This window comes from Micromonospora eburnea, assembly GCF_900090225.1.
In the GTDB taxonomy this organism is placed as follows: Bacteria; Actinomycetota; Actinomycetes; order Mycobacteriales; family Micromonosporaceae; genus Micromonospora; species Micromonospora eburnea.
The window spans coordinates 6,806,348-6,828,957 of sequence record NZ_FMHY01000002.1 but is presented as its reverse complement, the minus strand read 5'-3'; the positions used below and the strand labels follow the sequence as shown (position 1 = coordinate 6,828,957).

Sequence of the window (22,610 nt, the reverse complement as noted above, 5' to 3'; positions counted from 1 at the left end):
TGCCGTCCGTCGGCCGGGTCCGCCGTCCGCTGATCCCTCGCGCGCCGCCAGTCTAGGCGCACGTGAGCAGGAATCAGAGGTGCACCCCTTGGATCGTAGGCTCTGGTACGTGCTGCGCGAGCCATTCCTGACCACCCGTGACGAGGACGGATGGAACATCCCATTGCTGGTCTGGCGTGCCGACGAGCCGCTGCTGGCGGTCGGCACCGCTCCGCTCGGCGGCGGGATCGGCGTACGCCGGTGGGTGGTCAACGCGACCGTGCCGATGTCGTACGACCGGGACGACCCGGCGGCCCACCTGGCCGAGCTGGCCGACGGCCTGGGCCTGGCCGGACCCGGGGTGGGGCTGCTGACCGGGGTCGACGTGGCCGAGGCGGTGGCGCGGGCCGACAGCGGCGTGCGGGTCTGGGCGACGGTCGGGCTCGGCACTCCGGTCTGGGCCGCCGCCCCCGCGCCCGCGCCGGCGGCCCAGCGGGTCGGCACGGTCAACATCGTGGTGTACGTCCCGGCCCGGCTGGGCGAGGCCGCCCTGGTCAACGCGGTGGCGACGGCCACCGAGGCGAAGGCGCAGGCGATCTGGGAGCTGGGGTTGGCGGCGACCGGTACGCCTACGGACGCGGTCACCGTGCTCTGCCCGGCCGACGGTGAGCCCGCCGCGTACGGCGGCCCCCGGTCGACGTGGGGCGCGCCGCTCGCCCGGGCCGTGCACGCGGCCGTCCGGGCCGGTGGCGTCGGCACGGTGGTTCCCTGGTCAGACCGCCGGGCGGGCTGAGCCGGCCGGCGGGCGACACGGCCGGCTATTCCGACCGATCGGCCGTCGTCAGACCGCCTCTCGGGCGGTACCGTCGCGGACGATGTATGCTCCCGCCCGCTCCGTGTCCCGTGTCCGGCGTCGCCGGGCCGCCGCCCTCGGCATGCTGCTGTTCGCACTGCTCGTCGCCGGCTGCGGCGACGGCGGCAGCGGCAGCGGCCCCGTCTGGCAGGCGGGCGGCGGAGGCGCGCCGACCGGCTCGGCGGTCCCCGTCGACGCCGTCCAGCCCAGCGAGCCGGGCGAGTCCGCGAAGGTCGTCTCGCTGACCGCGACCGGTGACGTGATCATGGGCAACGCCCCTTCCCGGCTGCCGGCCAACGGGGGCAAGGACTTCTTCGACGACGTCAAGGCCGCGCTCAAGGGCGACCTGGTGATGGGCAACCTGGAGGAGCCGCTCACCGAGGACACCGGCACCGGCAAGTGCGCGCCCAACGCGACGAACTGCTACCAGTTCCGGGCGCCCCCCGGCTACGCGGCGCACCTGCGCTCCGCCGGGTTCCAGCTGCTCAACCAGGCCAACAACCACGGGTACGACTACGGCCCGCGGGGCTACGAGAACACCCAGTCCGCGCTCAAGGAACACGGGCTCAAGCACACCGGCGCGCCCGGCGAGATCACCGTGGTCGACGTGAAGGGCGTGAAGGTCGCGGTGCTGGGCTTCTCGTCGTACCCGTGGTCGAACAGCCTCACCGACATCGGGGCGGCCAAGAAGGTGGTCGCCCAGGCCGCCGAACAGGCCGACCTGGTCGTGGTGCAGGTGCACATGGGGGCCGAGGGCGCCGACAAGACCCGGGTGAAGCCGGGCACCGAGATGTTCTACGGCGAGAACCGGGGCGATCCGATCCGCTTCTCGCACGCCGTGATCGACGCGGGCGCCGACCTGGTCGTCGGGCACGGCCCGCACGTGCTGCGCGGCATGGAGTTCTACAAGGGGCGCCTGATCGCGTACAGCCTGGGCAACTTCGCCGGCGGGGGGAAGTCGCTGAACAGCTCCGGCCGGCTCGGCTGGGGCGGCGTGCTGAAGGTCTCACTCGCGGCGGACGGCAGCTTCGTCGAGGGCGGGTTCACCTCCACGGCGATGAACGGCGTGGGGCGGCCGGCGGTCGACCGGCAGCACCGTGGCCTCGGGCTGGTCCGGCAGCTGAGCCGGGACAACTTCCCGGAGACCGGTGCCCGGCTCGACAGCGACGGCCGGATCACCGCGCCGGAGGCGTAGCGGGGCCGATCCCAGGCGTGGGCCGCGCCGGGAGGTCGTACCGGCGACGTAGGCTGGCCGGCGTGACCACAAGTCCCCCCGAGACCGACCTCGGCCGTACGCGCCGCGCCCGGCGGATCGGCCGGGCGCTTGCCGAGACCCATCCCGACGCGCACTGTGAACTCGACCACTCCAACGCGTTGGAGCTCGCGGTCGCCACCATCCTGTCGGCGCAGTGCACCGACAAGAAGGTCAACGAGGTCACCCCGAAGCTCTTCGCCCGTTACCGCACCGCCGCCGACTACGCCGGGGCGGACCGGGTCGAGATGGAGGAGCTGATCCGGCCGACCGGGTTCTACCGGAACAAGACCACCTCGCTGATCAACCTCGGCCGCGCGCTCTGCGAGCGGTACGACGGCGAGGTCCCGAAGCGGCTGGTCGACCTGGTCACCCTGCCCGGCATCGGCCGCAAGACCGCCAACGTGATCCTCGGCAACGCCTTCGGGGTCCCCGGCATCACCGTCGACACCCACTTTCAGCGGCTGGTGCGCCGGTGGAACCTGACCGCCGAGACCGACCCGGTCAAGATCGAGCACGCCATCGGCGCGCTGTACCCGAAGCGCGAGTGGACGATGCTGTCGCATCGGGTCATCTTCCACGGGCGGCGGGTCTGCCACGCCCGCAAGCCCGCCTGCGGCGCCTGCACGCTGGTGAAGCTCTGCCCGTCGTACGGCACCGGGCCGACCGATCCGGCGGTCGCCGTCAAGCTGCTCAAGGGGCCGCGCGCCCGGGATCTCGCCGAGGCGGTCGGCATCGACCCGGACCTGGTGCCGCAGCAGGCGGTCGCGGCGGAGGTGCCGTGAACCGGCTCGCGTACCTTCTCGTCCCGCTGCTGCTGGCGGTCGCCGGCTGCACCGTCAGCGAGGAGCCGCCGGCGGGCCCGGCGGCGGCGACCCGGGCGGCCGAGCGTCCCTCGCCGTTCGCCGACTGCGCCACCCTGACCACCCCGCCGGCCTCGGCCGCCCCGGCGCCGAGCGGCACCCGGGGCGACCCGTTGCCGGAGCTGACCCTCTCCTGTTTCACCGGGGGTGCCCCGGTGCCGCTGCGTGACCTCAAGGGTCCCGCGGTGATCAATGTCTGGGCGTCCTGGTGCCCGCCCTGCCGCAAGGAGCTGCCCGCCTTTCAGCGGCTCAGCGAGCGGGCCGCCGGCCGGTTCCAGGTGATCGGGGTGAACAGCCAGGACAGCCGCGGCGGGGCGCAGTCCATCGGCGAGGACTTCGGCGTCCGCTTCCCCATGCTGGTCGACCAGGGCGACGCGTTCGAGCGGGCGCTGGAGCGCAAGGCCTTCCCGCTGACCGTGCTCGTCGACGCCGACGGGCGGATCCGGCACACCGACTCGACCGGTGCGCTGGACGACGCCCGCCTCGCCGAGCTGGTCCGCAAGCACCTCGGCGTGGAGGTGCGGTCGTGACCGGGCACGCGGAGCAGGGATCCATGACCCGTCGGCCCCCGGGGTGGCTGGACCCGCTGCTCGGCCGGCTCGGCACCGCCCGGGCCGAGGACTTCACCCAGCTGACCACCCCGGAGAGTGGCGGCCGGGAGAGCGCCGTGCTGGTGCTGCTCGGTGAGCAGCCGGAGGCCGGCGTCGACGTGCTGCTCCTGCAACGCGCCGCCACGCTGCGCAATCACGCCGGGCAGCCGGCCTTCCCGGGCGGCGCGGCCGACCCGGAGGACGCCGACGCCAGCGCCACCGCGCTGCGGGAGGCGAACGAGGAGGTCGGGCTCGACCCGGCCAGCGTCACCGTGCTCGCCGAGCTGCCGAAGCTGTGGATTCCGGTCAGCGACTTCGTGGTCACCCCGGTGCTCGCCTGGTGGCACGCCCCGCACCCGGTGCGTCCGTGCGAACCGGCCGAGGTGGCGCACGTCGCCCGGCTGCCCGTCAGCGAGCTGGTCGACCCGGAGAACCGGATGCGGGTGCGCCACCCGAGCGGCTGGGTCGGCCCGGCCTTCTCGGTGCGCGGCATGCTGGTCTGGGGCTTCACCGCCGGGGTGCTCAACACGCTGTTGGAGATGGGCGGCTGGGCCCGCCCGTGGCCGCGTTCCCGGGTGGTGGAGCTGCCGCCGACCGGGGCCGCGCCGGCACCCTCGGCCGGCACCGACGCGGTCGACGAGAGCCCCGTACGCTGACCCGGCGGTCACGTTCCGCGAGCGATCGAACACGCCTGTGGCCGGGGCCCGTACCCTTGACGGGTGTCCGTCGTGGATCTCGTCCTGCTCCTACTCGTGCTCGTGTTCGCGATCAGCGGATACCGGCAGGGCTTCGCCATCGGGGCGCTGTCGCTCACCGGGTTCTTCCTTGGCGTGCTGATCGGCCTCCAGGTCGGCCCGCTGGTCGCCCGGCAGTTCACCGACAGCGGAATCCGGGTGCTGATCTCCCTGGTGGCGATCTTCGGGCTGGCGGTGCTGGGGCAGGCGCTGGCCGGCTGGATCGGCTCCCACCTGCGCCAGACCATCACCAACGAGCTGCTCAAGCGGCTCGACGACATCGGCGGTGCGCTCGTCTCGGCCGTGGCGGTCATGCTGGTGGTCTGGCTGGTTGCGGTGCCGCTGGGCTCCTCGTCGGTGCCCTGGGTGGCCTCCTCGGTGCGCAACAGCGCCCTGCTCACCGTGATCGACCGGATCCTGCCCGACAAGGCACAGCAGCTCTCCACGGCGCTGCGCGACACGGTCGACACCAACGGCTTCCCGGACGTCTTCGGCCGGCTCTCGCCGACCCGCGCCCGCCAGGTCTCCCCGCCCGACCCGACGCTGGCCGGTTCCCAGGTGGTGGCGAACAGCCAGCGGTCGGTGGTGAAGGTGCTGGGCTCCGCGCCGAGCTGCGCCCGCCGCATCGAGGGCTCCGGCTTCGTGTACGCCGACGACCGGGTGATGACCAACGCGCACGTGGTGGCGGGCACCCGCTCGGTGGCGGTGGAACTGCGCGGCGAGCGGTACGACGGCGAGGTGGTCGTCTACGACCCGCAGCGGGACCTGGCCGTGCTGCACGTACCGGGGCTGCCCGGGCCGTCCCTGCGCTTCGCGGCCGGCGCGGCCGGCACCGGGGCGGACGCCATCGTGCTGGGCTTCCCCCTCGACGGCCCGTACGATGCCCGCCCGGCCCGGATCCGCGACGTCGACCGGATCACCGGGCCGGACATCTACGCGGCCAAGGACGTGACCCGGGAGATCTACACGATCCGGTCGTTGGTCCGCAGCGGCAACTCGGGTGGCCCGCTGGTCTCCTCGAACGGGCTGGTGCTCGGGGTGATCTTCGCGGCGGCGGCCGACGATCCGAACACCGGCTTCGCGGTGACCGCCGCCGAGGCCCGGCCGGTGGCCCTCGCGGGCGCGGAGCGTACCCGGGCGGTCGGCACCGGCGACTGCACCTGAGTGGCCGGGCGGCGGGCCGACGATCGAGCCGGGCCCGGACTCCGCCAGGTCGGGTCGGACTATCTCGGGGGCACCTCCGGCCCCGGCTCGGCCAGCTCCGGCTCGATGCCCTCCCGGGCGGTACGCGCCGCCCGGTGGCCGGTCCGGGTCCGCCAGGTGCGGAAGGCGGCCGTCGTCGCGGCGAGCACCGCCAGGCCGAGCAACCACCCGCCGACCACGTCACTGATCCAGTGCACGCCCAGCGCGACCCGGCTCACCCCGGTCACCACCGGGACCAGCACGGCCACGGCCCAGAGCGCCCGGCGCAGCGGCCGCCGGTCGCGGGTGAACGGCAGAAGGAGCAGCAGCACGACCCCGGCGGCCAGGGTGGCGTTCAGCGCGTGCCCGGACGGGAAGGACAGCCCGGACGCCCGGGCCACCGGGTCGAGCAGCTCCGGCCGGTGCCGGCCGACCAGCAGCTTGAGCAGCACGCCGAGCAGGCCGCCGCCGGCCATCGTGATGACCACCCAGAGCGCCGCCGGCCGTGATCCGGCCGCCGCGCCGGTGGACGGCGTTCCGGACCGAAGGAGGGGCGGCCGGCGGAGCAGCAGCCAGACCGCCACCGCCCCGGTGGCGATCCGTAGCGGGGTGGGTGCGAAGACGTCGGTCCAGAGACTCATCAGGCGTACCCAGGCCGGATGGTCGAGCGCGTACCGGTGCAGCGCGTCGGTCACCGTGGCGTCGAACCGGAACAGCGGCGGCCAGGTGGCCCGCACCAGCAGCGCCAGCAGGGTGAACGGCACCAGCAGCAGGAACACCGCCGTCGCGGCGAGGACCCGGTGCCGGCCCGGCGAACGGCCCGGGTCGAGCCGGCGTCCGCCCCGGGACCGGTCGCCCGTGGACAGCCGACCGCCCGTGCCCGGCCGGTTCATCCGCTGATCACCATCCAGGAGACCGCCCGTGCCGGTCAGCGGCGAGCCTGCCGGACCCGGCGGACCAGCAACGCGCCACCGGTGAGCAGGGCGACGAACAGGGCGAGGCCGGCCCAGAGCCGTTCCGGCGTCGGGTCGGTGGCCAGGCCGGCCGGACGGGCCGACCACCGGGTTGGCTCCCTCGGGGCATCGAGGGTGCGCGGATCGGCCCCCGCACCGGCGGCGTTCGCGGCGGCCCGCTCCGAGCCGGGCGCCGGGCCGAAGCCCACCACGCCGGGAGAGTCGTTGTCATCGAGCTGGTTACGCCCCACCGACGGCACGTCGGCGGTCAGCGCGGCCACCGGATCCACCATCCCGAAGCCGTACCGGTCGTCCCGGCCGGCGGGGCCGAGATCACGCGCGGTGGTGGTCATCCGGTTGATGATGTCCCCGGCGGACATCTGCGGGTAGCGGGCCCGGATGAGGGCGGCCGTAGCGGCGACCAGCGGAGCCGCGAAGCTGGTCCCCTGCACCCGCCAGTAGCCGCCCTCGGGTCGGGCCCCGAACAGTGCGGTGGCCGGCGCGGTGAGTACGGTCTGGGGACCGGTGATGGAGCCGGACCAGAGGTTCCGGGTGTCGCGTTCGAGGCCGGCGACGGCGACCACCCCCGGCTCGCGGGCCGGGTACCAGACCTGGGTGGTGTTCGAGGTGGCCAGGTTGCCGGTGCAGGCGACCACCACGACGTCCCGGGCGAAGGCGTAGTCGAGGGCCGCGGCCAGGGCCGGGCTGTCCCCGTTGCCGCCGAGGGACAGGTTGATCACGCGGGCGCCGTTGTCGACCGCCCAGCGCACTCCTTTGGCGACGATCAGCGCGTCGTCGTAGCGGTTCTCGTCGTCGAGCACCCGGACCGGCAGGATCCGGGCGTCCGGCGCCAGCCCGACCACCCCACGGTCGTCGTCGGCGCGCCCGGCGATCAGGCCGGCGACGGTGGTGCCGTGGCCGACCGGGTCCGGCCCGTCGGCGCCGTCGGGGGCGACCAGGTCGATGCCGGGAAGCACCTGGCCGGCCAGGTCCGGGTGGGAACCATCCACCCCGGAATCGATCACCGCGACCACCACGCCACGCCCGGTCGACGTACGCCAGGCGGTCTTCGCCCCCAGCGCTTCGAGCTGCCACTGCTCCTCGCGGGCCTGGTCCCCCCGCGCGGTCGTGTCCACCGGGGCCAGCCAGGCCGGCCGCGCGGCGGCGACCGAGTGAGCCGAGGCGACGGGCGTGCGCGGGGACGCGTGCGCGGGCGCGGCCAGTGGACCGGCCACAGTGGCCATGGCGGCGACCGCGGCGAGCGTACGACCGGCGGAGCGCCGGGTGGCGCTCGAAGCTCCCTGCCGATCCCTGATCACGTTCCCCAGCCATTTCATCGCGACCGAAACATGCTGCTCGGAGATTACCGGGTGTCCCGTCCGCCTCGGGCCAAGTCGGTGGGGGTTCAACCTGGCGGAAGGTGGGCCAGTTGCACCAGGCGTACGCCCTCCCGGCGGGTGACCAGTCGACCCCGGCCGGGCGGCAGCGGACCCGCCTTCACCTGGCCGACGAGCGCCCCCTCCTCCGGCCCGCCGGACATCACCAGGCCGGGCGTGGAGAGCTCCCGCAGCCGCTGGATGATGGGCTCGTACGAGGTCCGGCCGGCCCCGCCGGAGCGGCGGGCGAGCACCAGGTGCAGCCCGACGTCCCGGGCCTGCGGCAGGTGCTCCTCCAGTGTGCGCAGCGGGTTCGTCGGCCCGCCGGCCACCAGGTCGTAGTCGTCCACCAGCACGAACAGCTCCGGCCCGGTCCACCATGACCGGTTGCGTAACTCGGCCGGGGTGACCTCCGGTCCCGGCCGCCGGCCCTGGAGATAGCTGGCCGCCGATTCGATCAGCTCGGTGGTGTGCGGCGCGGCCGTGCCGTACCCGATCAGGTGCGGCGTCTCGATCGTGCCCATCAGGCTGCGCCGGTAGTCGACCAGGATCACCCGGGCCTGCTCGGGCGTGAACCGGTTGATGATCGAGGTGGCCAGCGCACGCAGGAACGACGACTTGCCGCACTCGGAGTCGCCGAAGACCACGAAGTTCGGCTCGCTGGCGAAGTCCAGCACCACCGGGCGCAGGTCCGCCTCGGCCACCCCGATCGGGAAGGCCAGCCCACTGGTCGCGCTCTGGTCCAGCTCGGCGTACGGAAGCACCGGCGGGAGTAACCGCACCCGGGGTGCCGCCGGCCCGGCCCACGCTCCGGCGACCGCCTTGACCAGGTCGGTGGTCTCCGTGCCGAGCCCGGTGACCCGGGGCTTGGCGGTGAGGAAGTGCAGCCCGGCGGCGGTGATCCCGCGTCCGGGCCGCTCCTCCGGCACGGTCGCCGCGACCGGCCGCTTGACCAGCACCGAGTCGGCCGGGTCGCCGAGACGTAGCTCCACCCGGGAGCCGAAGAGGTCCCGGATCGCCGGCCGGAAGTCCGACCAGCGCAGGGCGGCGGCCACCACGTGCACCCCGTACCCGAGGCCCCGGGTGGCCAGCTCGATGACCAGCGGTTCCAGGTCCTCGTAGTCGCCGCGCAGGGTGTTCCAGCCGTCGATCACCAGGAACACGTCGCCGAACGGGTCGGTGCCGGGCTGCCCGCCGGCCAGTGCCGCGGCCCGCCGCCGTCGCCAGGCCGCCATCGACTCCACGCCCGCCTCGGCGAAGCGCCGCTCCCGCTCGGCCAGCAGGGTGGCGATCTCCCCGACGGTACGGCGTACGGCCGTGTCGTCGGCGCGCCCGCTCACACCGCCGACGTGCGGCAGGTCGCGCAGCGCGCCGAGCGTCCCGCCGCCGAAGTCCAGGCAGTAGACCTGGACTTCGGCCGGGGTGTGGGTGAGCGCCAGCGCACAGATCAGCGTCCGCAGCACGGTGGACCGGCCGCTGCCCGTGGTGCCGACCACTGCCACGTGGCCGGCCGCCCCGTCCAGGGCCAGCCACAACAGGTCCCGGCGCTGCTCGAACGGCTTGTCCACCAGGGCCACCGGCACCTGGAGGGCGCCGTGCAGCTCCGGGTTGCCGACGGTGAGCCCGCGTACCGGGTCGGCCCCGACCGGGCCGAGCAACTCGTCGAGCGCGGGGGAGGAGTCCAGCGGCGGCAGCCACACCTGGTGCGCCGGCGGCCCCTGGCCGGCGAGCCGTCCGACCAGCAGGTCGAGCAGGCTCTCCGTGGCTTCCTCCACGGCGGGGAGCACGGCCGGGGCGGCGGGCTCGGGCACCGGCACGAGATGGGTGGAGAAGGTCAGCAGCCGGGCCGGGGCCGCGCCGTCCGCGCCTGCCGGGCCACCCCGGCGGCGTACCGGGCCGGAGACGTACGCGGCCTTGAACCGGGCCAGCGGGTCGGTGCCCGCGCGCAGGTAGCCGTGCCCGGGCGTGCGGGGCAGCTTGTACGCGTCCGGCACCCCCAGCACCGTCCGTGACTCCAGCGCGGAGAAGGTCCGCAATCCGATCCGGTACGACAGGTGGGTGTCGAGCCCGCGTAGCCGCCCCTCCTCCAACCGCTGGCTGGCCAGCAGCAGGTGTACGCCGAGGGAGCGGCCCACCCGGCCGATCTGGACGAACAGGTCGATGAAGTCCGGCTTGGCGGAGAGCAGCTCGGAGAACTCGTCGCAGATCAGCAGCAGCGACGGCAGCGGGGCGAGCGGGGTGCCGGCGGCTCGGGCCCGCTCGTAGTCGCGCAGGCTGGCGAAGTTGCCGGCCCGGCGCAGCAGCTCCTGCCGGCGCATCAGCTCGCCGTTGATCGCGTCGACCATGCGGTCGACCAGGGGCAGCGCGTCGGCCAGGTTGGTGATCACCGCGGCGGTGTGCGGCAGCCGCTCGAACGGCGCGAAGGTGGCGCCACCCTTGAAGTCGACCAGGACGAAGTTGAGCTGCTCCGAGCTGTGCGTGGCGGCCAGCCCCAGCACCAGGGTACGGAGCAGCTCCGACTTGCCGGAGCCGGTCGCGCCGATGAGCAGCCCGTGTGGGCCCATGCCGTCCTGCGCCGACTCCTTGAGGTCCAGTTCGATCGCGCCGCCGTCGGCACCCACCCCGATCGGCACCCGCAGCCGGTCCCGGGCGGCCCGGGGCGCCCAGCCCTGCTCGGCGGTGAAGCTCTCCGGTGCGCCGATGCCGAGCAGCTCCGGCAAACCCGGCTCGGCGCCGGGCGGGGCGTCGGGTCCGCGTACCGTGCCGGCGAGCCGCAGCGGGGCGAGCCGGCGGGCGACCGCCTCGGCGTCGGCGAGGTCGAGCGCGTCGGGGGTGCCCACCTCGGCGGGTCCCTCGACGGAGTGCGAACAGAGCCGGCCGTCGGCCAGGTCGAGCAGGAGGGCGTACCGGTCGAGCAGGCGGGGCGGCGGGGTGTCCAGGTCGAGCACGGTGACCGCGTCGATGCCGCCGTCGCCGACCAGGTCGGTGGCCCCGGTCAGGTCGCCCCCGTCGAGCACCACGACCACGTGTGGACCGTCGGTGGCCGGGCCGGCCGGGCTGAACCGGGACCGGCTGGCCAGCACCTCGTCGAGGAGCCGTTCCAGTTCGGCGGCGGAGCTGGTGACCAGCCGGACCGGACCGAGCGCGTCGACGCGGCTGGGGTGGTGGGTGTGCGGCAGCCATTTGACCCACTCCCAGAGCGAGCGCCGCTCCGGGCCGGCGCAGACCGCGATCAGCAGCTCGTCGGGGGCGTGGAAGACGGCGAGCTGGGTGAGTATGGCCCGGGCCAGCGCCTGCGCGGGCGGCGAACCGGTGCCGGGTCGCCCGACGCCTTCCGGTCGCTGCCCGGCATCGGAGGCGTCGGCCTGGAGTCGTCGCGGCGTCGGCCCGCGCAGGAAGACCCGGGCGAAGCCGCGCAGCGAGAGCGCCACCGGCAGTTCCGGCACCACCGAGTACGCGTCGAGAAAGCGCCGCAGCGCTCCCGCGGTCATCGGCTCCAGTTCCTCCAGTGGCCGGGTGACCGGCGGGACCAGCGGGGTGGCCAGGGTCTGCGGCCCGACTCCCACCCGGACCACGGCGAAGTCCGGATCGCCCGGCCGGCGTTCCCACACCCGGTGGCTCTCCACCGTCGACCAGAGCCGCGCCGGGTCGGGGTGCCGGTAGTAGAGCCCGGCCCGCTGCGCCCCGGCCGTCTCCCGTGCCCGGCGGCGCAGGGTGGCCAGGTGGCGGAGGTACTCCCGGCGGGCGGCCATCATCTCCGACTTCTTCGGGCCAGCGCTGCCCCACGAGGTGACCAGCATGGCCAGCGAGGAGAGTCCGAACATGCCGCCCACCACGTACGAGTAGGCCCCACCGCCCCGGCCGAACATCATCGCCATCGCCACCGTGCCGCCGAGCATGGGCAGCACCATCAGCGCCTGCTGCCAGCGCCCGCCGGTGCCCACGGGGATCTCCGGCGGTGCCTCGACGGGCAGCTCGCCGGCCGGGATCTCCGGGGCCGGTCGGCGCGGCGGCCGCTTGATGACGACAGTGGACACTCGCCCTCCAAAAGTGGCTCTCGGTAACCCGAGCCTGGCTCATGGTAGGTAAAGTCCTGTCGTCCGTCAGCCACCGTTCCCGCCTGATATGGAGAGACGCCGATGACTATCGGGCTGGCCCGGGTCACGATCAGCGCCCCTCAGCGGCGGGTGGACGTGGCCCTGCCGGAGCAGGTTCCCCTGGCCGAGCTGCTGCCCGAGGTGCTCCGGCACGCCGGGGAGGGGCTCGCCGACGACGGTGAACGGCACGGCGGCTGGGTGCTGCGGCGCACCGACGGCGCGGTGCTGGCCACCGCGCAGGCGCTGCTACCCCAGGGCGTACGCGACGGCGAGGTGCTGCACCTCGTACCCGCCCGCGCCCAGTGGCCCGAGCTGGAGTACGACGACGTGGTCGAGGCGATCGCCGACGGGGCCCGACGCCGGGGTGCCGCCTGGTCGCCGGCGGCCACCCGGGCCGCCACCCTGACCGGGGCGGGCGTGCCACTCGCCGTGGGGCTGTTCGCCGTGCTCGCCGCCGGACCCGGGCACCACACCGGCTGGCCGGTCGCCACCGGGGTGGCCCTGCTCCTCGTGCTCGCCGCCACCGTCGCCTCCCGCGCGTACGGGGACGGGCCGGCCGGCGCGACCCTCGGCGGGTACGCCCTGCCGTACGCCGCCGCGGCCGGCGCGCTCGCGGTCGGCTCCGGCGACCCGGTCGGCGCGTTCGGGCCGCTGCCCTGGGTGGGCGCGCCCGAACTGCTGACCGGCTCGGTGGCGCTGCTGCTGGCGTCGGTGCTCGGCCTGTTCGGGGTGGCGAGTCGGTCCCGGGTCTTCGTGGCCGGCGCCACCGCCGGGTCGGCCGGCGGGCTCGCCGCCCTCGGCGGGCTCCTGCTCGACCCGGCCGGCACCGCCGCGGTGCTGCTCTGCGTGCTGGTCTTCGCGCTCGGCGGGCTGCCGCTGCTGGCCATCCGGCTCGGCAAGGTGCCGCTACCGCCGATCACCCTGCCCCCGAGCGCCCCGGCCGGCGGCCCCGACGGTGTCCGCGACCTGCCGGACCGGGGCCGGGTGCACGCGGCGGTGGCCCGGACCGAGGAGATGCTGACCGGGATGCTGCTCGGGCACGCCCTGCTGGCGGTCGCCGCCACGGCGGTGCTGGCCACCACCGGCGGCTGGGCCGGCCGGCTGCTGGCGGCGGTCGGCTGCGCGGTGCTGCTGCTGCGCTCCCGGCTGTTCGTGGCCGTCCGTCACCGGGTGCCCACCGTGGCCGCCGGGCTGGCCGGGTACGTCCTGCTCGGCGTGGTGCTCGTCGACCACACCGGGCCGGGCGGCCGGCTCGTCCTGACCGCCGGCGGGCTCGCCCTGGCGCTGCTCGCCGTCGCGGCCGGTGCCACGTACGCCCGACGGCCGGTGTCCCCGTACCTCGGTCGGCTGGCCGACCTGGCCGACACCGCGCTGGTGGTCTCCGTGGTGCCGGTGGCCTGCGCGGTGCTGGACCTCTACGACCGGGCCCGGGGGCTACTGGGTTGAGCACACGCGCGGGCCCGGGTCGCTCCGCGGAGCGACCCGGGCCCGTCGACGTCGAAGATCAGTGCTCGCCGCGCTCCTCGGCCTCCTTGGCGCGCCGGAACGAGGCCTGGATCTCGGCCTCCGCCTCGGTCCGGCCCACCCAGGTCGCGCCCTCGACCGACTTGCCGGGCTCCAGGTCCTTGTACACCTCGAAGAAGTGCTGGATCTCCAGCCGGTCGAACTCGCCCAGGTGGTGGATGTCCCGCAGGTGCTCCTGGCGCGGGTCCTCGTAGGGGACGCAGAGGACCTTGTCGTCGCCACCCTTCTCGTCGGTCATCCGGAACATGCCGATGGTGCGGCAGCGGATCAGGCAGCCCGGGAAGGTCGGCTCGGGGACCAGCACCAGCGCGTCCAGCGGGTCGCCGTCCTCGCCCAGGGTGCCCTCGATGAAGCCGTAGTCGGCCGGGTACTGCGTGGATGTGAAGAGGGTGCGGTCCAGCCGGATCCGGCCGGTCGCGTGGTCCACCTCGTACTTGTTGCGGTGACCCTTCGGGATCTCAACCGTGACGTCGAAATCCATCTTCCACGCTCCCTCGTTTGCCCACGCTGGCTAACGGAAACCAGTGCCGCCGCGCCCGGACAGGGGAATGACCCCCGCCGGCTCCGGCCGCCGCATAGTGTTCGGACCGAAGTAGTGTCACCCAAGTGCTTTCGAGCGGGGGAGGAGGGGGTCGTGGGGAGGGAAGATTCACACTACCGCCCGGAAAGGGTTGACGGACGCAGGTCCGGCACTTCCGGTTCGGGCGGTGTCACCGGTCGCGCGCAGATTCCCGGCGCGCACCTTCCGGGCGTCCCGGGACGTCCGACCGGATCCGCCCCCGTCGGCCGCGCCGACCCCCAGCCGTACCGCGCCGACCCGCAGGGATATGGCGCTGGCCCTCGGGAGTACGGCGCCGACCCGCAGGGGTACGGCGCTGGCCCTCGGGAGTACCGCGCCGACCCGCAGGGATATGGCGCCGGCCCCCGGGAGTACGGCGCTGGCCCTCGGGAGTACGGCGCCGACCCGCAGGGGTACGGCACCGGCCCTCGGGATCACCACGCCGACCCGCGTGAATACCGCTCCGGCCGGGAGTACGGCGCCGACCCGGGGTGGTACGGCCCAGGTCCGGCCGGCCCGGGTCCCGCCGCCCCGGTGAGCTGGCCGGCGCACGACGCGCCCGGCGGAATGCCGGTGAGCCCGCCCGTCCCGCCCGTCGGGGCCGCCCCGCCCCCGCCGCCCCCGCCGCCGCCCCCGCGCGGTCGGCTCCGGCTGGTGGCGATGCTGTCCGCCGTGCTGGTCGTCGCCCTGGCGGTCGTCGGGCTGGCCGTGGTCCGTCCCGGCCCGGTCGCCGGCTGGTTGGGCGGAGACGACACGCCGAAGACGAGCCAGTCGCCCGAGCCCGACCCGCCGGCCGTGCTCGCCGGTGCCGACGCCAACGCGCCACTGCCGACCGCCGAGGGGGTACGCGCCGCCCTCGAACCGCTGGTCCGCGCGGACGCGCTCGGCGACCGGGTGAACGTGTCGGTGGCCGACGTGGCCACCGGCCAGGAGCTGTACGGCCGTGGGCAGGACGATCCCACCGTCCCCGCGTCGGTGACCAAGCTGGCGACCGGGGTGGCCGTGCTGGCCGCCCGCGGGCCGGCGTACCGGATCCCCACCCGGGCGGTGGCCGGCTCGGCCCCCGGCGAGGTGGTCCTCGTCGGCGGTGGCGACCCGACCCTCGCGGTGGACGAGAACAGTTTCTACCCGGGTGCGGCCCGCCTCGACGACCTGGCCGCCCAGGTAACCAAGGCGCTCGGCGGCACCGCACCTACGAAGGTCACGGTCGACTCGTCCCTGTTCTCCGGCCCGGTGTACGAACCCGGCTGGGACTCCGACATCCCCACCGGCGGCTACGGCGCGGCTATCACCGCGCTGACGACCGACGCCGCCCGCAGGGATCCGGTGGCCGCTCGGAAGAACTTCGACGACACCCACGGCGCCGCCGAGCGGGTGCCCCAGCCGGACCTGACCGCCGGCCGGCAGTTCGCGAAGCTGCTCGGGCTCTCCGGGGCGGCCGCCGAGGTGAAACGGGGCAGCGCGCCCGCCGCCTCCGGCGCCGCGGCCCCCGCTTCCGGCACGGAACTGGGCAAGGTCGAGTCGCTGCCGATGATCCGGCTGGTCGACATCATGATCAGCGACAGCGACAACGTCATCGCCGAGTACCTGGCCCGGCAGGTGGCGCTGACCAAGGGCAAGCCGGCCTCGTTCGTCGGGGGTGCCGCCGCCACCGACCAGACGCTCGGCGAGCTGGGCCTGCCGGCCGACGAGATCAGTCTGGCCGACGGCAGCGGGCTGTCCAGGACCAACCGGATCAGCCCGTCGCTGCTCACCGACCTGATCACCCTGGCCGGCAACGGCAGCCACCCGGAGCTGGCGGCCATCTTCGGCGGCCTGCCGGTCGGCGGCTGGTCCGGCACCCTGGACGGGCGCTACAAGAAGTCGGCGACGAAGGCCGGAGCCGGCGTGGTCCGGGCCAAGACCGGCACGCTGACCGGGGTCAACGCGATCGCCGGGCTGGTCACCACCGCCGACGGTCGGCTGCTCACCTTCGCCGTCCTGACCGACCGGACCACCGGCGGCCTCGACGACACCCGGGAGGCCCTCGACCGGATCAGCTCCGCGCTGGCCGGCTGCGGCTGCCGCTGACCCGCTGCGGCCCCGGCTCCGGCGTCGACCGCCCGCCGCGAGCCGGGGTGGGGGTGTCGCGGCGCGGGTACGGTTGGTACATGGCGCAGTTCGTGGACTGGGATCTGGCCGCCGCGACCGCGGGGGCGCTGGGCAAGTCGGGCCCCCGGGTGTCGTACGCGGAGGCCACCGACGTGGTCGGCGAGCTGCGCCGGCTGACCGAGGAGGCCGCCGGGCACGTCGCCGACTACACCGGCCTGCGCGCCCAGGTCACCCACCCGCCGGTACGCGTGGTGGACCGCCGGGACTGGGCGGCGGCCAACATCGCCGGGCTGCGTGAGGTGATCACCCCGCTGGTGAACCGCATCTCCGGGGACAAGGCTCCCGGGCCGCTGACCGAGGCGATCGGCTCCCGGCTCACCGGGGTGCAGGCCGGCACGGTGCTGGCGTACCTCTCCGGCCGGGTGCTCGGCCAGTACGAGGTCTTCGCCGGCGACCCCGGCCAGCTGCTGCTGGTCGCGCCGAACATCGTCGAGGTGGAGCGGAAGCTGCAGGCCGACCCCCGGGACTTCCGGCTCTGGGTTTGCCTGCACGAGGTGACCCACCGGACCCAGTTCACCGCCGTGCCGTGGATGCGCGCGTACTTCCTGAGCGAGGTGCAGGCGTTCGTGGACGCCGCGCAGGGCGGCGAGCACCTGCTGGAGCGGCTGCGGCGCGGGGTCGCCACCCTCTCCGACGCGGTGAAGGACCCGGACAGCCGGGCCAGTGTGCTGGACCTCGTGCAGACCCCGGCGCAGCGGGCCGTGCTCGACCGGCTCACCGCGCTGATGACCCTGCTGGAAGGACATGCCGAGTTCGTGATGGACGGCGTCGGCCCGCAGGTGATTCCCAGCGTCGAGTCGATCCGGGCGGCGTTCAACCGCCGCCGGGAGGCCGGCAACCCGCTGGAGAAGGCGATCCGCCGGCTGCTCGGCATCGAGGTCAAGATGCGCCAGTACGCCGAGGGCCGCAAGTTCGTGCACGGCGTGGTCGACCGCGTCGGCATGGCGGGTTTCAACAAGATCTTCGCTTCGCCGTTGACCCTGCCGCGGCTCGACGAACTGGGTGACCCGGACGCGTGGGTGGCCCGGGTGCACGGCGGTCCGGCCCGGGCCACCCCGGCCGCCGGCTGAGCCCGCCCCGCGGGAACGGAGACTGGCAGCATGGCCGCGCTCGCCCCGCCCGTCGCCGCCGTCCGGGTCGCCGTACGCCGGGCGTTGACCGGGCTGCCCGGGCCGGGGCCGGTGCTGGTGGCCTGCTCCGGCGGTGCCGACTCGTTGGCGCTGGCCGCCGCGACCGCCTTCGTGGCGCCCCGCCTCGGCCGACGCGCCGGCCTGGTGACCGTCGACCACGGCCTGCAACCCGGCTCGGCCGAGCGCGCCGAGGTGGTCGCCGGCTGGGCGCGTGAGCAGGGCCTGGAGCCGGTCGAGGCGGTGTCCGTACGGGTCGCTGGGCGGCCCGGGGGCCCGGAGGCGGCGGCCCGGGACGCTCGCTACGAGGCGCTGGTCGATGCCGCCCGGCGGCACGATGCCAGCGCGGTGCTGCTCGGTCACACCCGCGACGACCAGGCCGAGACGGTGCTGCTCGCGCTCGCCCGGGGCGCCGGCCCGCGTGGCCTGGCCGGCATGCCGGAGCGTCGCGAGCTGGCCGGGGTGCCCCTGCTGCGACCGCTGCTCGACGTCGCCCGCGAGGACACCCGCAAGGCGTGCGCCACGCTCGGCCTGACTCCCTGGGACGATCCGCACAACGCCGATCCGGCGTACGCCCGCTCCCGGGTCCGCGCCGACGCGCTGCCGGCCCTGGTCAAGGCGCTCGGTCCCGGGGTGGTGGACAACCTCGCCCGGACCGCCCGCCAGGTCGCGGCCGACACCGCGGCCCTCGACGCCCTGTCCGCCGCCGCGCTCGCCGACGTGCGGGCCGCCGAGGGTGGGCTCGCGGTCGAGGCGCTGGCCGGGTTGCCCGCGGCGGTACGCACCCGGGTGCTGCACGCCTGGGCCCGGGAGCTGGGCGCGTCGCCGGCCGCCCTCTCGCACCGGCACGTCGCCGCGCTGGACGCCCTGGTCACCGACTGGCACGGGCAGGGTGCCGTGCACCTACCCGGCGGGCTGCCGGTGCTCCGCCGTGCCGGCCGGCTGATCTCCTCGGACGTGGCCGGGTCCTGACCCGACCGGTCCTCCACCCATCCCCGAGCCTGACCTTGATCGACTCGGTGTGTGCGAGCGATGCTGGGCTGGTGATCAGGCCTCGACCCGTTCCCGGAAGGTGGTCCGGTAGGCGTGCGGGGTGGTGCCGACCCGGCGGGTGAAGTGGTGTCGCAGGGCGGCGGCGTCGCCGAAGCCGGCCTGGCCGGCGACGCTCTCCACGCTCAGCCGGGTCTCCTCCAGCAGCCGCCGGGCCAGCAGCACCCGCTGGTTGGTCAGCCAGTCGTGCGGGGTGGTGCCGGTCTCGGCGCGGAACCGGCGGGCGAAGGTACGCGGCGCCATCCCGGCCCGGGCGGCCAGCTCGTCCACGGTCACCGCCCGGTCGAGGTGGCCCATCAGCCACTCCAGCACCGGCTCCAGGGTGGGCGCCTCCGGCGCCTTCGGGATCGGCGCCTCGACGTACTGGGACTGGCCGCCGTCGCGGTGCGGCGGGACGACCATCCGCCGGGCCAGCCGGGTGGCGGTCGCCGATCCGTGTTCCTGGCGGACCAGGTGCAGGCATGCGTCGATCCCGGCGGCGGTGCCGGCACTGGTCAGCAGCCGCCCGTCCTGCACGTACAGCGAGTTGCACCGGACCCGGGCCGCCGGGAACCGCCGTTGCAGCTCGTCGACGTGCCGCCAGTGGGTGGTGCAGTCCCGCCCGTCGAGCAGCCCCGCCTCGCCCAGCACGAAGGCGCCGGAGCAGACGCTGAACACCCAGGCGCCCCGGTCGGCGGCCCGGCGCAGCGCCGCCAGGACCGGTGCCGGGACGCCGGCCCCCTCGGTGTGTGCCGGCACCGCCACCAGGTCGGCATCCTCGACCGGGGTCAGGTCGGCGTGCGGGGTGAGCAGGAAGCCGGACCGGCTGCGGACCGGCTGGCCGTCGGCGGTGCAGACGTCGAAGCGGTAGCCGGGGAAGCCGTCGGCCGTCCGGTCGGTGCCGAAGACCTCGGCGAGGACGCCGAGCTCGAACGCGGCGACGTTGTCGAGCGCGAGGACCACCACCGAGCGAAACATGTGACGAGGGTAACCCTGCGGATGGCAGGAAATCGAGGGACGCTGGCATTCCTGCCACTGTCCGGGCGGGGCGGCGGGGCGCAGACTGGGCTGTGTCCGGTGCGCACCGGCGGCGAAACCGACATCAACCACGCGAAAGCGAGCGCCGCCATGTCTGCTCTGCTCCTCCTGTTCTTCCTGCTCCTCCTCGGTGTCGCGAGCGCCCTCGGGTTGACCGCGGACACCCGGGACTCGGCCGACTGGCGGCCGAGCGACGACGGTCGCCGCTGGTCCTCCCGTACCTGCTGAGACGACTTGCACCTTCTGCGACGAATATCCCGGCGGGGCCGGGTCCAAAGCGGCGGCCCCGCCGACGGAGCGCATCCGGCGTACGGCAGGCTAGAAGCATGGCTGACGGCTCCTGGTACGACGCCGACATCGACCACGTGATCATTTCCGAGGCGCAGATCCGCGAGAAGACCGCGGAACTGGCCAAGCAGGTTTCGGCGGACTACGCGCACGTCGAGGACGGTCTGCTGCTCGTCTGCGTGCTCAAGGGCGCGGTCATGTTCATGGCCGACTTCGCCCGCGCGCTGGGCCGCCAGGGTCCGCCCGCCGAGCTGGAGTTCATGGCCGTCTCCTCGTACGGCCAGGGCACCACCTCCTCCGGCGTGGTCCGGATCCTCAAGGACCTGGATCGGGACATCGCCGGCCGGCACGTGGTGGTGGTCGAGGACATCGTCGACTCCGGGCTGACCCTCTCCTGGCTGCTGCGCTACCTGGAGTCCCGCTCCGCGGCCAGCGTCGAGGTGGTCGCCCTGTTCCGCAAGCCGGACGCGGTCAAGGTGTCCGTCCCGGTCAAGTACGTCGGCTTCGACATCCCGACCGAGTTCGTCGTCGGCTACGGCCTCGACTTCGGCGAGCGGTACCGGGAGCTGCCCTACGTCGGCGTGCTCAAGCCCGAGGTGTACGCCCGGGCCTGAGCCCCGGCCGGGCCCCTCCCGGCCCGTCAAGCGGACGTACAGCGGGCTCTCAGCCTTTCGGTCTACGGTAGAGGCCGGTGACGTGGAGGCATTCTTCGCGCCCGGCCCCTCGTACCGCGTGACCGGGCGTTCGGGTGGCCGGATGAGGAGCTCCCCGCCACGCCGGCTCAAACCCGGGTTCGCCGTACGCGTAAGTGCCGGGCTCGCAAGCTCACATCTGGCTCGAACGGTGTACCGTCGAATGACCGCGGCGCGACACTTGACGCGCCTCGGGGTCGGGGCCGGCCCGCACGGCGGCTGCGGCGCCGCTCGAGGCGGCGACACCATTTAGACGGTCAGGACGTCGATCAGGAGGATGCGGGCGTCTCGATGCCCGACGACAGTATGGAACGTACGCGTTTCTTCCGCCGACCGGTGGTCTGGATCATCCTGGTCATCCTCGGCGCCGTTGTGCTCAGTCAACTCTTCACGGCTGGTCCCAGCTTCCACCGGGTAGACACGTCGGTGGCGCTCGACCAGCTCCACACCGCTAAGATCAACAAGGTCGTCTTCCAGGACAAGGAACAGACGATCCAGCTCGAACTGGCGCAGAAGGCCAAGTTCGACAACACCACGACCGACCGGATCGAGGCCCAGTTCCCGTACGCGGCGGGCAACGACGTCTGGAAGCAGGTGCTCGACGCCAAGGCCGCCGACCGGATCACCGGCCCGGCCGACGCCAAGGTCTCCTCGGACAGCATCTGGGTCAGCCTGCTGGTCAACCTGCTCCCCATCGCGCTGCTCGTGCTCCTGCTGCTGTTCTTCATGTCGCAGATGCAGGGCGGCGGCTCCCGGGTGCTCAACTTCGGCAAGTCCAAGGCCAAGATGATCACCAAGGACACGCCGAAGACCACCTTCGCGGACGTGGCCGGGGCGGACGAGGCCGTCGAGGAACTGCACGAGATCAAGGACTTCCTGCAGAACCCGGCGAAATACCAGGCCCTGGGCGCCAAGATCCCGAAGGGCGTGCTGCTCTTCGGCCCGCCCGGCACCGGTAAGACCCTGCTCGCGCGGGCGGTCGCCGGTGAGGCCGGGGTGCCGTTCTACTCCATCTCCGGCTCGGACTTCGTGGAGATGTTCGTCGGTGTCGGCGCCAGCCGGGTCCGCGACCTCTTCGAGCAGGCCAAGTCGAACGCGCCGGCGATCGTCTTCGTCGACGAGATCGACGCGGTCGGTCGGCACCGCGGCGCCGGCATGGGCGGCGGCCACGACGAGCGGGAGCAGACCCTCAACCAGCTCCTGGTCGAGATGGACGGCTTCGACACCAAGGGCGGCGTCATCCTGATCGCCGCCACCAACCGGCCGGACATCCTCGACCCGGCGCTGCTGCGCCCGGGCCGCTTCGACCGGCAGATCCCGGTCGACGCCCCCGACATGGAAGGCCGCAAGGCCATCCTGCGGGTGCACGCCAAGGGCAAGCCGTTCACGCCCGACGTCGACCTCGACTCGGTCGCCCGGCGTACCCCGGGCTTCAGCGGCGCCGACCTGGCCAACGTGATCAACGAGGCCGCCCTGCTCACCGCCCGCAAGGACCAGCGGGCGATCACCAACGACTCCCTGGAGGAGTCGATCGACCGGGTGATCGCCGGGCCGCAGCGCCGGACCCGGGTGATGAGCGACCAGGAGAAGAAGATCACCGCGTACCACGAGGGTGGGCACGCGCTGGTCGCCTGGGCGCTGCCGCACGCCGCGCCGGTGCACAAGGTGACGATCCTGTCCCGGGGTCGGTCGCTGGGCCACACGCTGGTCCTGCCGACCGAGGACAAGTACACCCAGACCCGGGCCGAGATGGTCGACACGCTGGCGTACGCGCTGGGTGGCCGGGCCGCCGAGGAACTTGTCTTCCACGAGCCCACCACCGGCGCCGGCAACGACATCGAGAAGGCCACCCAGCTGGCCCGCGCGATGATCACCCAGTACGGCATGAGCTCCAAGCTCGGTGCGATCAAGTACGGCACCAGCGGCGACGAGCCGTTCCTCGGCCGCAGCATGGGCCACGAGCGGGACTACTCGGACGCGGTGGCCGCCGAGATCGACGGAGAGATGCGGGCGCTGATCGAGCTGGCCCACGACGAGGCCTGGGAGATCCTGGTGGAATACCGGGACGTCCTGGACAACATCGTGCTCGAGCTGATGGAGAAGGAGACTCTCTCCACCGCCGACATGGCCCGGATCTGTGCCCGGGTGGCGAAGCGCCCGCCGATGGCCCCCTACCACGGCTTCGGCAAGCGTCAGCCCTCCACCGAGCCGCCGGTGCTCACCCCGGCGGAGAAGGAGGCTCTGAAGGCGCAGGCCCAGGCCGACGGTGCCTCGGTCGGCGGCTCGTCGAACAACTCGGACGGTACGCACTGAACACGGACGC

Annotated in this window: 18 protein-coding genes; 13 read left to right on the top strand and 5 right to left on the bottom strand. The window is 74.1% G+C overall.

Features of this window, described 5'->3' with window-relative positions; all coding sequences use genetic code 11:
• The first annotated feature begins 109 nt into the window (after positions 1–109).
• From GA0070604_RS29900 to GA0070604_RS29875, 6 genes are all read left to right on the top strand, one after another.
• Positions 110–772: an adenosylcobinamide amidohydrolase gene (locus GA0070604_RS29900; RefSeq protein WP_091126174.1), complete on the top strand. Its 663-nt coding sequence runs from the start codon at positions 110–112 to the stop codon at positions 770–772.
• A gap of 82 nt (positions 773–854) precedes the next feature.
• On the top strand, positions 855–2,027 hold the full coding sequence (locus GA0070604_RS29895; RefSeq protein ID WP_091126170.1) for a CapA family protein: 1,173 nt from the start codon (positions 855–857) through the stop codon (positions 2,025–2,027).
• Positions 2,028–2,089: 62 nt separating this feature from the next.
• Entirely contained in the window at positions 2,090–2,869 is a 780-nt protein-coding gene (gene nth, locus GA0070604_RS29890) for an endonuclease III (RefSeq protein ID WP_091126166.1), read from the top strand.
• Positions 2,866–3,477 carry a TlpA family protein disulfide reductase gene (locus GA0070604_RS29885; RefSeq protein WP_091126162.1) on the top strand — a complete coding sequence of 204 codons (612 nt, stop codon included), beginning with the start codon at positions 2,866–2,868 and terminating at the stop codon, positions 3,475–3,477. Before nth ends, GA0070604_RS29885 begins: the two co-directional genes overlap by 4 nt.
• A 23-nt stretch (positions 3,478–3,500) precedes the next feature.
• Complete coding sequence (locus tag GA0070604_RS29880) at positions 3,501–4,193, top strand: NUDIX hydrolase (RefSeq protein ID WP_091127512.1); 693 nt, start codon at positions 3,501–3,503, stop codon at positions 4,191–4,193.
• Between the two features lie 63 nt (positions 4,194–4,256).
• Positions 4,257–5,435 carry a MarP family serine protease gene (locus tag GA0070604_RS29875; RefSeq protein ID WP_091126158.1) on the top strand — a complete coding sequence of 393 codons (1,179 nt, stop codon included), beginning with the start codon at positions 4,257–4,259 and terminating at the stop codon, positions 5,433–5,435.
• A 59-nt stretch (positions 5,436–5,494) separates the two neighbouring features.
• On the opposite strand, the gene GA0070604_RS29870 is transcribed toward GA0070604_RS29875, so the two are convergent.
• The 3 genes from GA0070604_RS29870 to eccCa form a co-directional block, all read right to left on the bottom strand.
• Positions 5,495–6,346, bottom strand: a complete 852-nt coding sequence (locus tag GA0070604_RS29870; RefSeq protein WP_091126152.1) for a phosphatase PAP2 family protein — start codon at positions 6,344–6,346, stop codon at positions 5,495–5,497.
• A gap of 35 nt (positions 6,347–6,381) precedes the next feature.
• Positions 6,382–7,743: a type VII secretion-associated serine protease mycosin gene (gene mycP / locus GA0070604_RS29865; RefSeq protein WP_091126148.1), complete on the bottom strand. Its 1,362-nt coding sequence runs from the start codon at positions 7,741–7,743 to the stop codon at positions 6,382–6,384.
• A 68-nt stretch (positions 7,744–7,811) separates the two neighbouring features.
• Entirely contained in the window at positions 7,812–11,819 is a 4,008-nt protein-coding gene (gene eccCa / locus GA0070604_RS29860) for a type VII secretion protein EccCa (RefSeq protein WP_091126145.1), read from the bottom strand.
• Positions 11,820–11,921: 102 nt separating this feature from the next.
• Between eccCa and eccD the strand changes: the two genes are divergently transcribed.
• Positions 11,922–13,325, top strand: a complete 1,404-nt coding sequence (gene eccD, locus GA0070604_RS29855) for a type VII secretion integral membrane protein EccD (protein ID WP_091126141.1) — start codon at positions 11,922–11,924, stop codon at positions 13,323–13,325.
• Positions 13,326–13,383: 58 nt separating this feature from the next.
• On the opposite strand, the gene GA0070604_RS29850 is transcribed toward eccD, so the two are convergent.
• On the bottom strand, positions 13,384–13,884 hold the full coding sequence (locus GA0070604_RS29850) for an inorganic diphosphatase (protein ID WP_091126139.1): 501 nt from the start codon (positions 13,882–13,884) through the stop codon (positions 13,384–13,386).
• Positions 13,885–14,622: 738 nt separating this feature from the next.
• Here GA0070604_RS29850 and dacB point away from each other — a divergent pair.
• From dacB to tilS, 3 genes are all read left to right on the top strand, one after another.
• The gene (dacB, locus tag GA0070604_RS29845) at positions 14,623–16,032 is read left to right on the top strand and encodes a D-alanyl-D-alanine carboxypeptidase/D-alanyl-D-alanine endopeptidase (protein ID WP_091127511.1); all 1,410 of its coding nucleotides are present in this window, start codon (positions 14,623–14,625) and stop codon (positions 16,030–16,032) included.
• An 80-nt stretch (positions 16,033–16,112) separates the two neighbouring features.
• Entirely contained in the window at positions 16,113–17,183 is a 1,071-nt protein-coding gene (locus GA0070604_RS29840) for a zinc-dependent metalloprotease (protein ID WP_091126136.1), read from the top strand.
• Between the two features lie 30 nt (positions 17,184–17,213).
• A complete protein-coding gene (gene tilS / locus GA0070604_RS29835; protein ID WP_091126132.1) occupies positions 17,214–18,212 on the top strand; it encodes a tRNA lysidine(34) synthetase TilS in 999 nt (332 codons plus the stop codon).
• Between the two features lie 75 nt (positions 18,213–18,287).
• Here tilS and GA0070604_RS29830 read toward each other — a convergent pair whose 3' ends face one another.
• Positions 18,288–19,247, bottom strand: coding sequence for a GlxA family transcriptional regulator (locus tag GA0070604_RS29830; protein ID WP_091126128.1), 960 nt, complete (start codon positions 19,245–19,247; stop codon positions 18,288–18,290).
• Positions 19,248–19,397: 150 nt separating this feature from the next.
• On the opposite strand from GA0070604_RS29830, the gene GA0070604_RS32830 reads away from it, so the two are divergent.
• The 3 genes from GA0070604_RS32830 (at position 19,398) to ftsH (ending at position 22,600) form a co-directional block, all read left to right on the top strand.
• Positions 19,398–19,535, top strand: a complete 138-nt coding sequence (locus tag GA0070604_RS32830; RefSeq protein ID WP_167363595.1) for a hypothetical protein — start codon at positions 19,398–19,400, stop codon at positions 19,533–19,535.
• 98 nt (positions 19,536–19,633) lie between these two features.
• Positions 19,634–20,209 carry a hypoxanthine phosphoribosyltransferase gene (gene hpt / locus GA0070604_RS29820; RefSeq protein WP_091126122.1) on the top strand — a complete coding sequence of 192 codons (576 nt, stop codon included), beginning with the start codon at positions 19,634–19,636 and terminating at the stop codon, positions 20,207–20,209.
• 384 nt (positions 20,210–20,593) lie between these two features.
• Entirely contained in the window at positions 20,594–22,600 is a 2,007-nt protein-coding gene (gene ftsH, locus GA0070604_RS29815) for an ATP-dependent zinc metalloprotease FtsH (RefSeq protein WP_091126119.1), read from the top strand.
• Positions 22,601–22,610 lie beyond the last annotated feature (10 nt).

Coding starts and splice junctions, on each gene's coding strand:
- mycP (WP_091126148.1), bottom strand. CDS start 7,743: ATGAAATGGCTGGGGAACGTGATCAGGGATCGGCAGGGAGCTTCGAGC.
- dacB (WP_091127511.1), top strand. CDS start 14,623: ATGCTGTCCGCCGTGCTGGTCGTCGCCCTGGCGGTCGTCGGGCTGGCC.
- GA0070604_RS29870 (WP_091126152.1), bottom strand. CDS start 6,346: ATGAACCGGCCGGGCACGGGCGGTCGGCTGTCCACGGGCGACCGGTCC.
- GA0070604_RS29830 (WP_091126128.1), bottom strand. CDS start 19,247: ATGTTTCGCTCGGTGGTGGTCCTCGCGCTCGACAACGTCGCCGCGTTC.
- ftsH (WP_091126119.1), top strand. CDS start 20,594: ATGGAACGTACGCGTTTCTTCCGCCGACCGGTGGTCTGGATCATCCTG.
- GA0070604_RS29840 (WP_091126136.1), top strand. CDS start 16,113: ATGGCGCAGTTCGTGGACTGGGATCTGGCCGCCGCGACCGCGGGGGCG.
- GA0070604_RS32830 (WP_167363595.1), top strand. CDS start 19,398: ATGTCTGCTCTGCTCCTCCTGTTCTTCCTGCTCCTCCTCGGTGTCGCG.
- GA0070604_RS29895 (WP_091126170.1), top strand. CDS start 855: ATGTATGCTCCCGCCCGCTCCGTGTCCCGTGTCCGGCGTCGCCGGGCC.
- GA0070604_RS29850 (WP_091126139.1), bottom strand. CDS start 13,884: ATGGATTTCGACGTCACGGTTGAGATCCCGAAGGGTCACCGCAACAAG.
- tilS (WP_091126132.1), top strand. CDS start 17,214: ATGGCCGCGCTCGCCCCGCCCGTCGCCGCCGTCCGGGTCGCCGTACGC.
- hpt (WP_091126122.1), top strand. CDS start 19,634: ATGGCTGACGGCTCCTGGTACGACGCCGACATCGACCACGTGATCATT.
- GA0070604_RS29880 (WP_091127512.1), top strand. CDS start 3,501: ATGACCCGTCGGCCCCCGGGGTGGCTGGACCCGCTGCTCGGCCGGCTC.
- eccD (WP_091126141.1), top strand. CDS start 11,922: ATGACTATCGGGCTGGCCCGGGTCACGATCAGCGCCCCTCAGCGGCGG.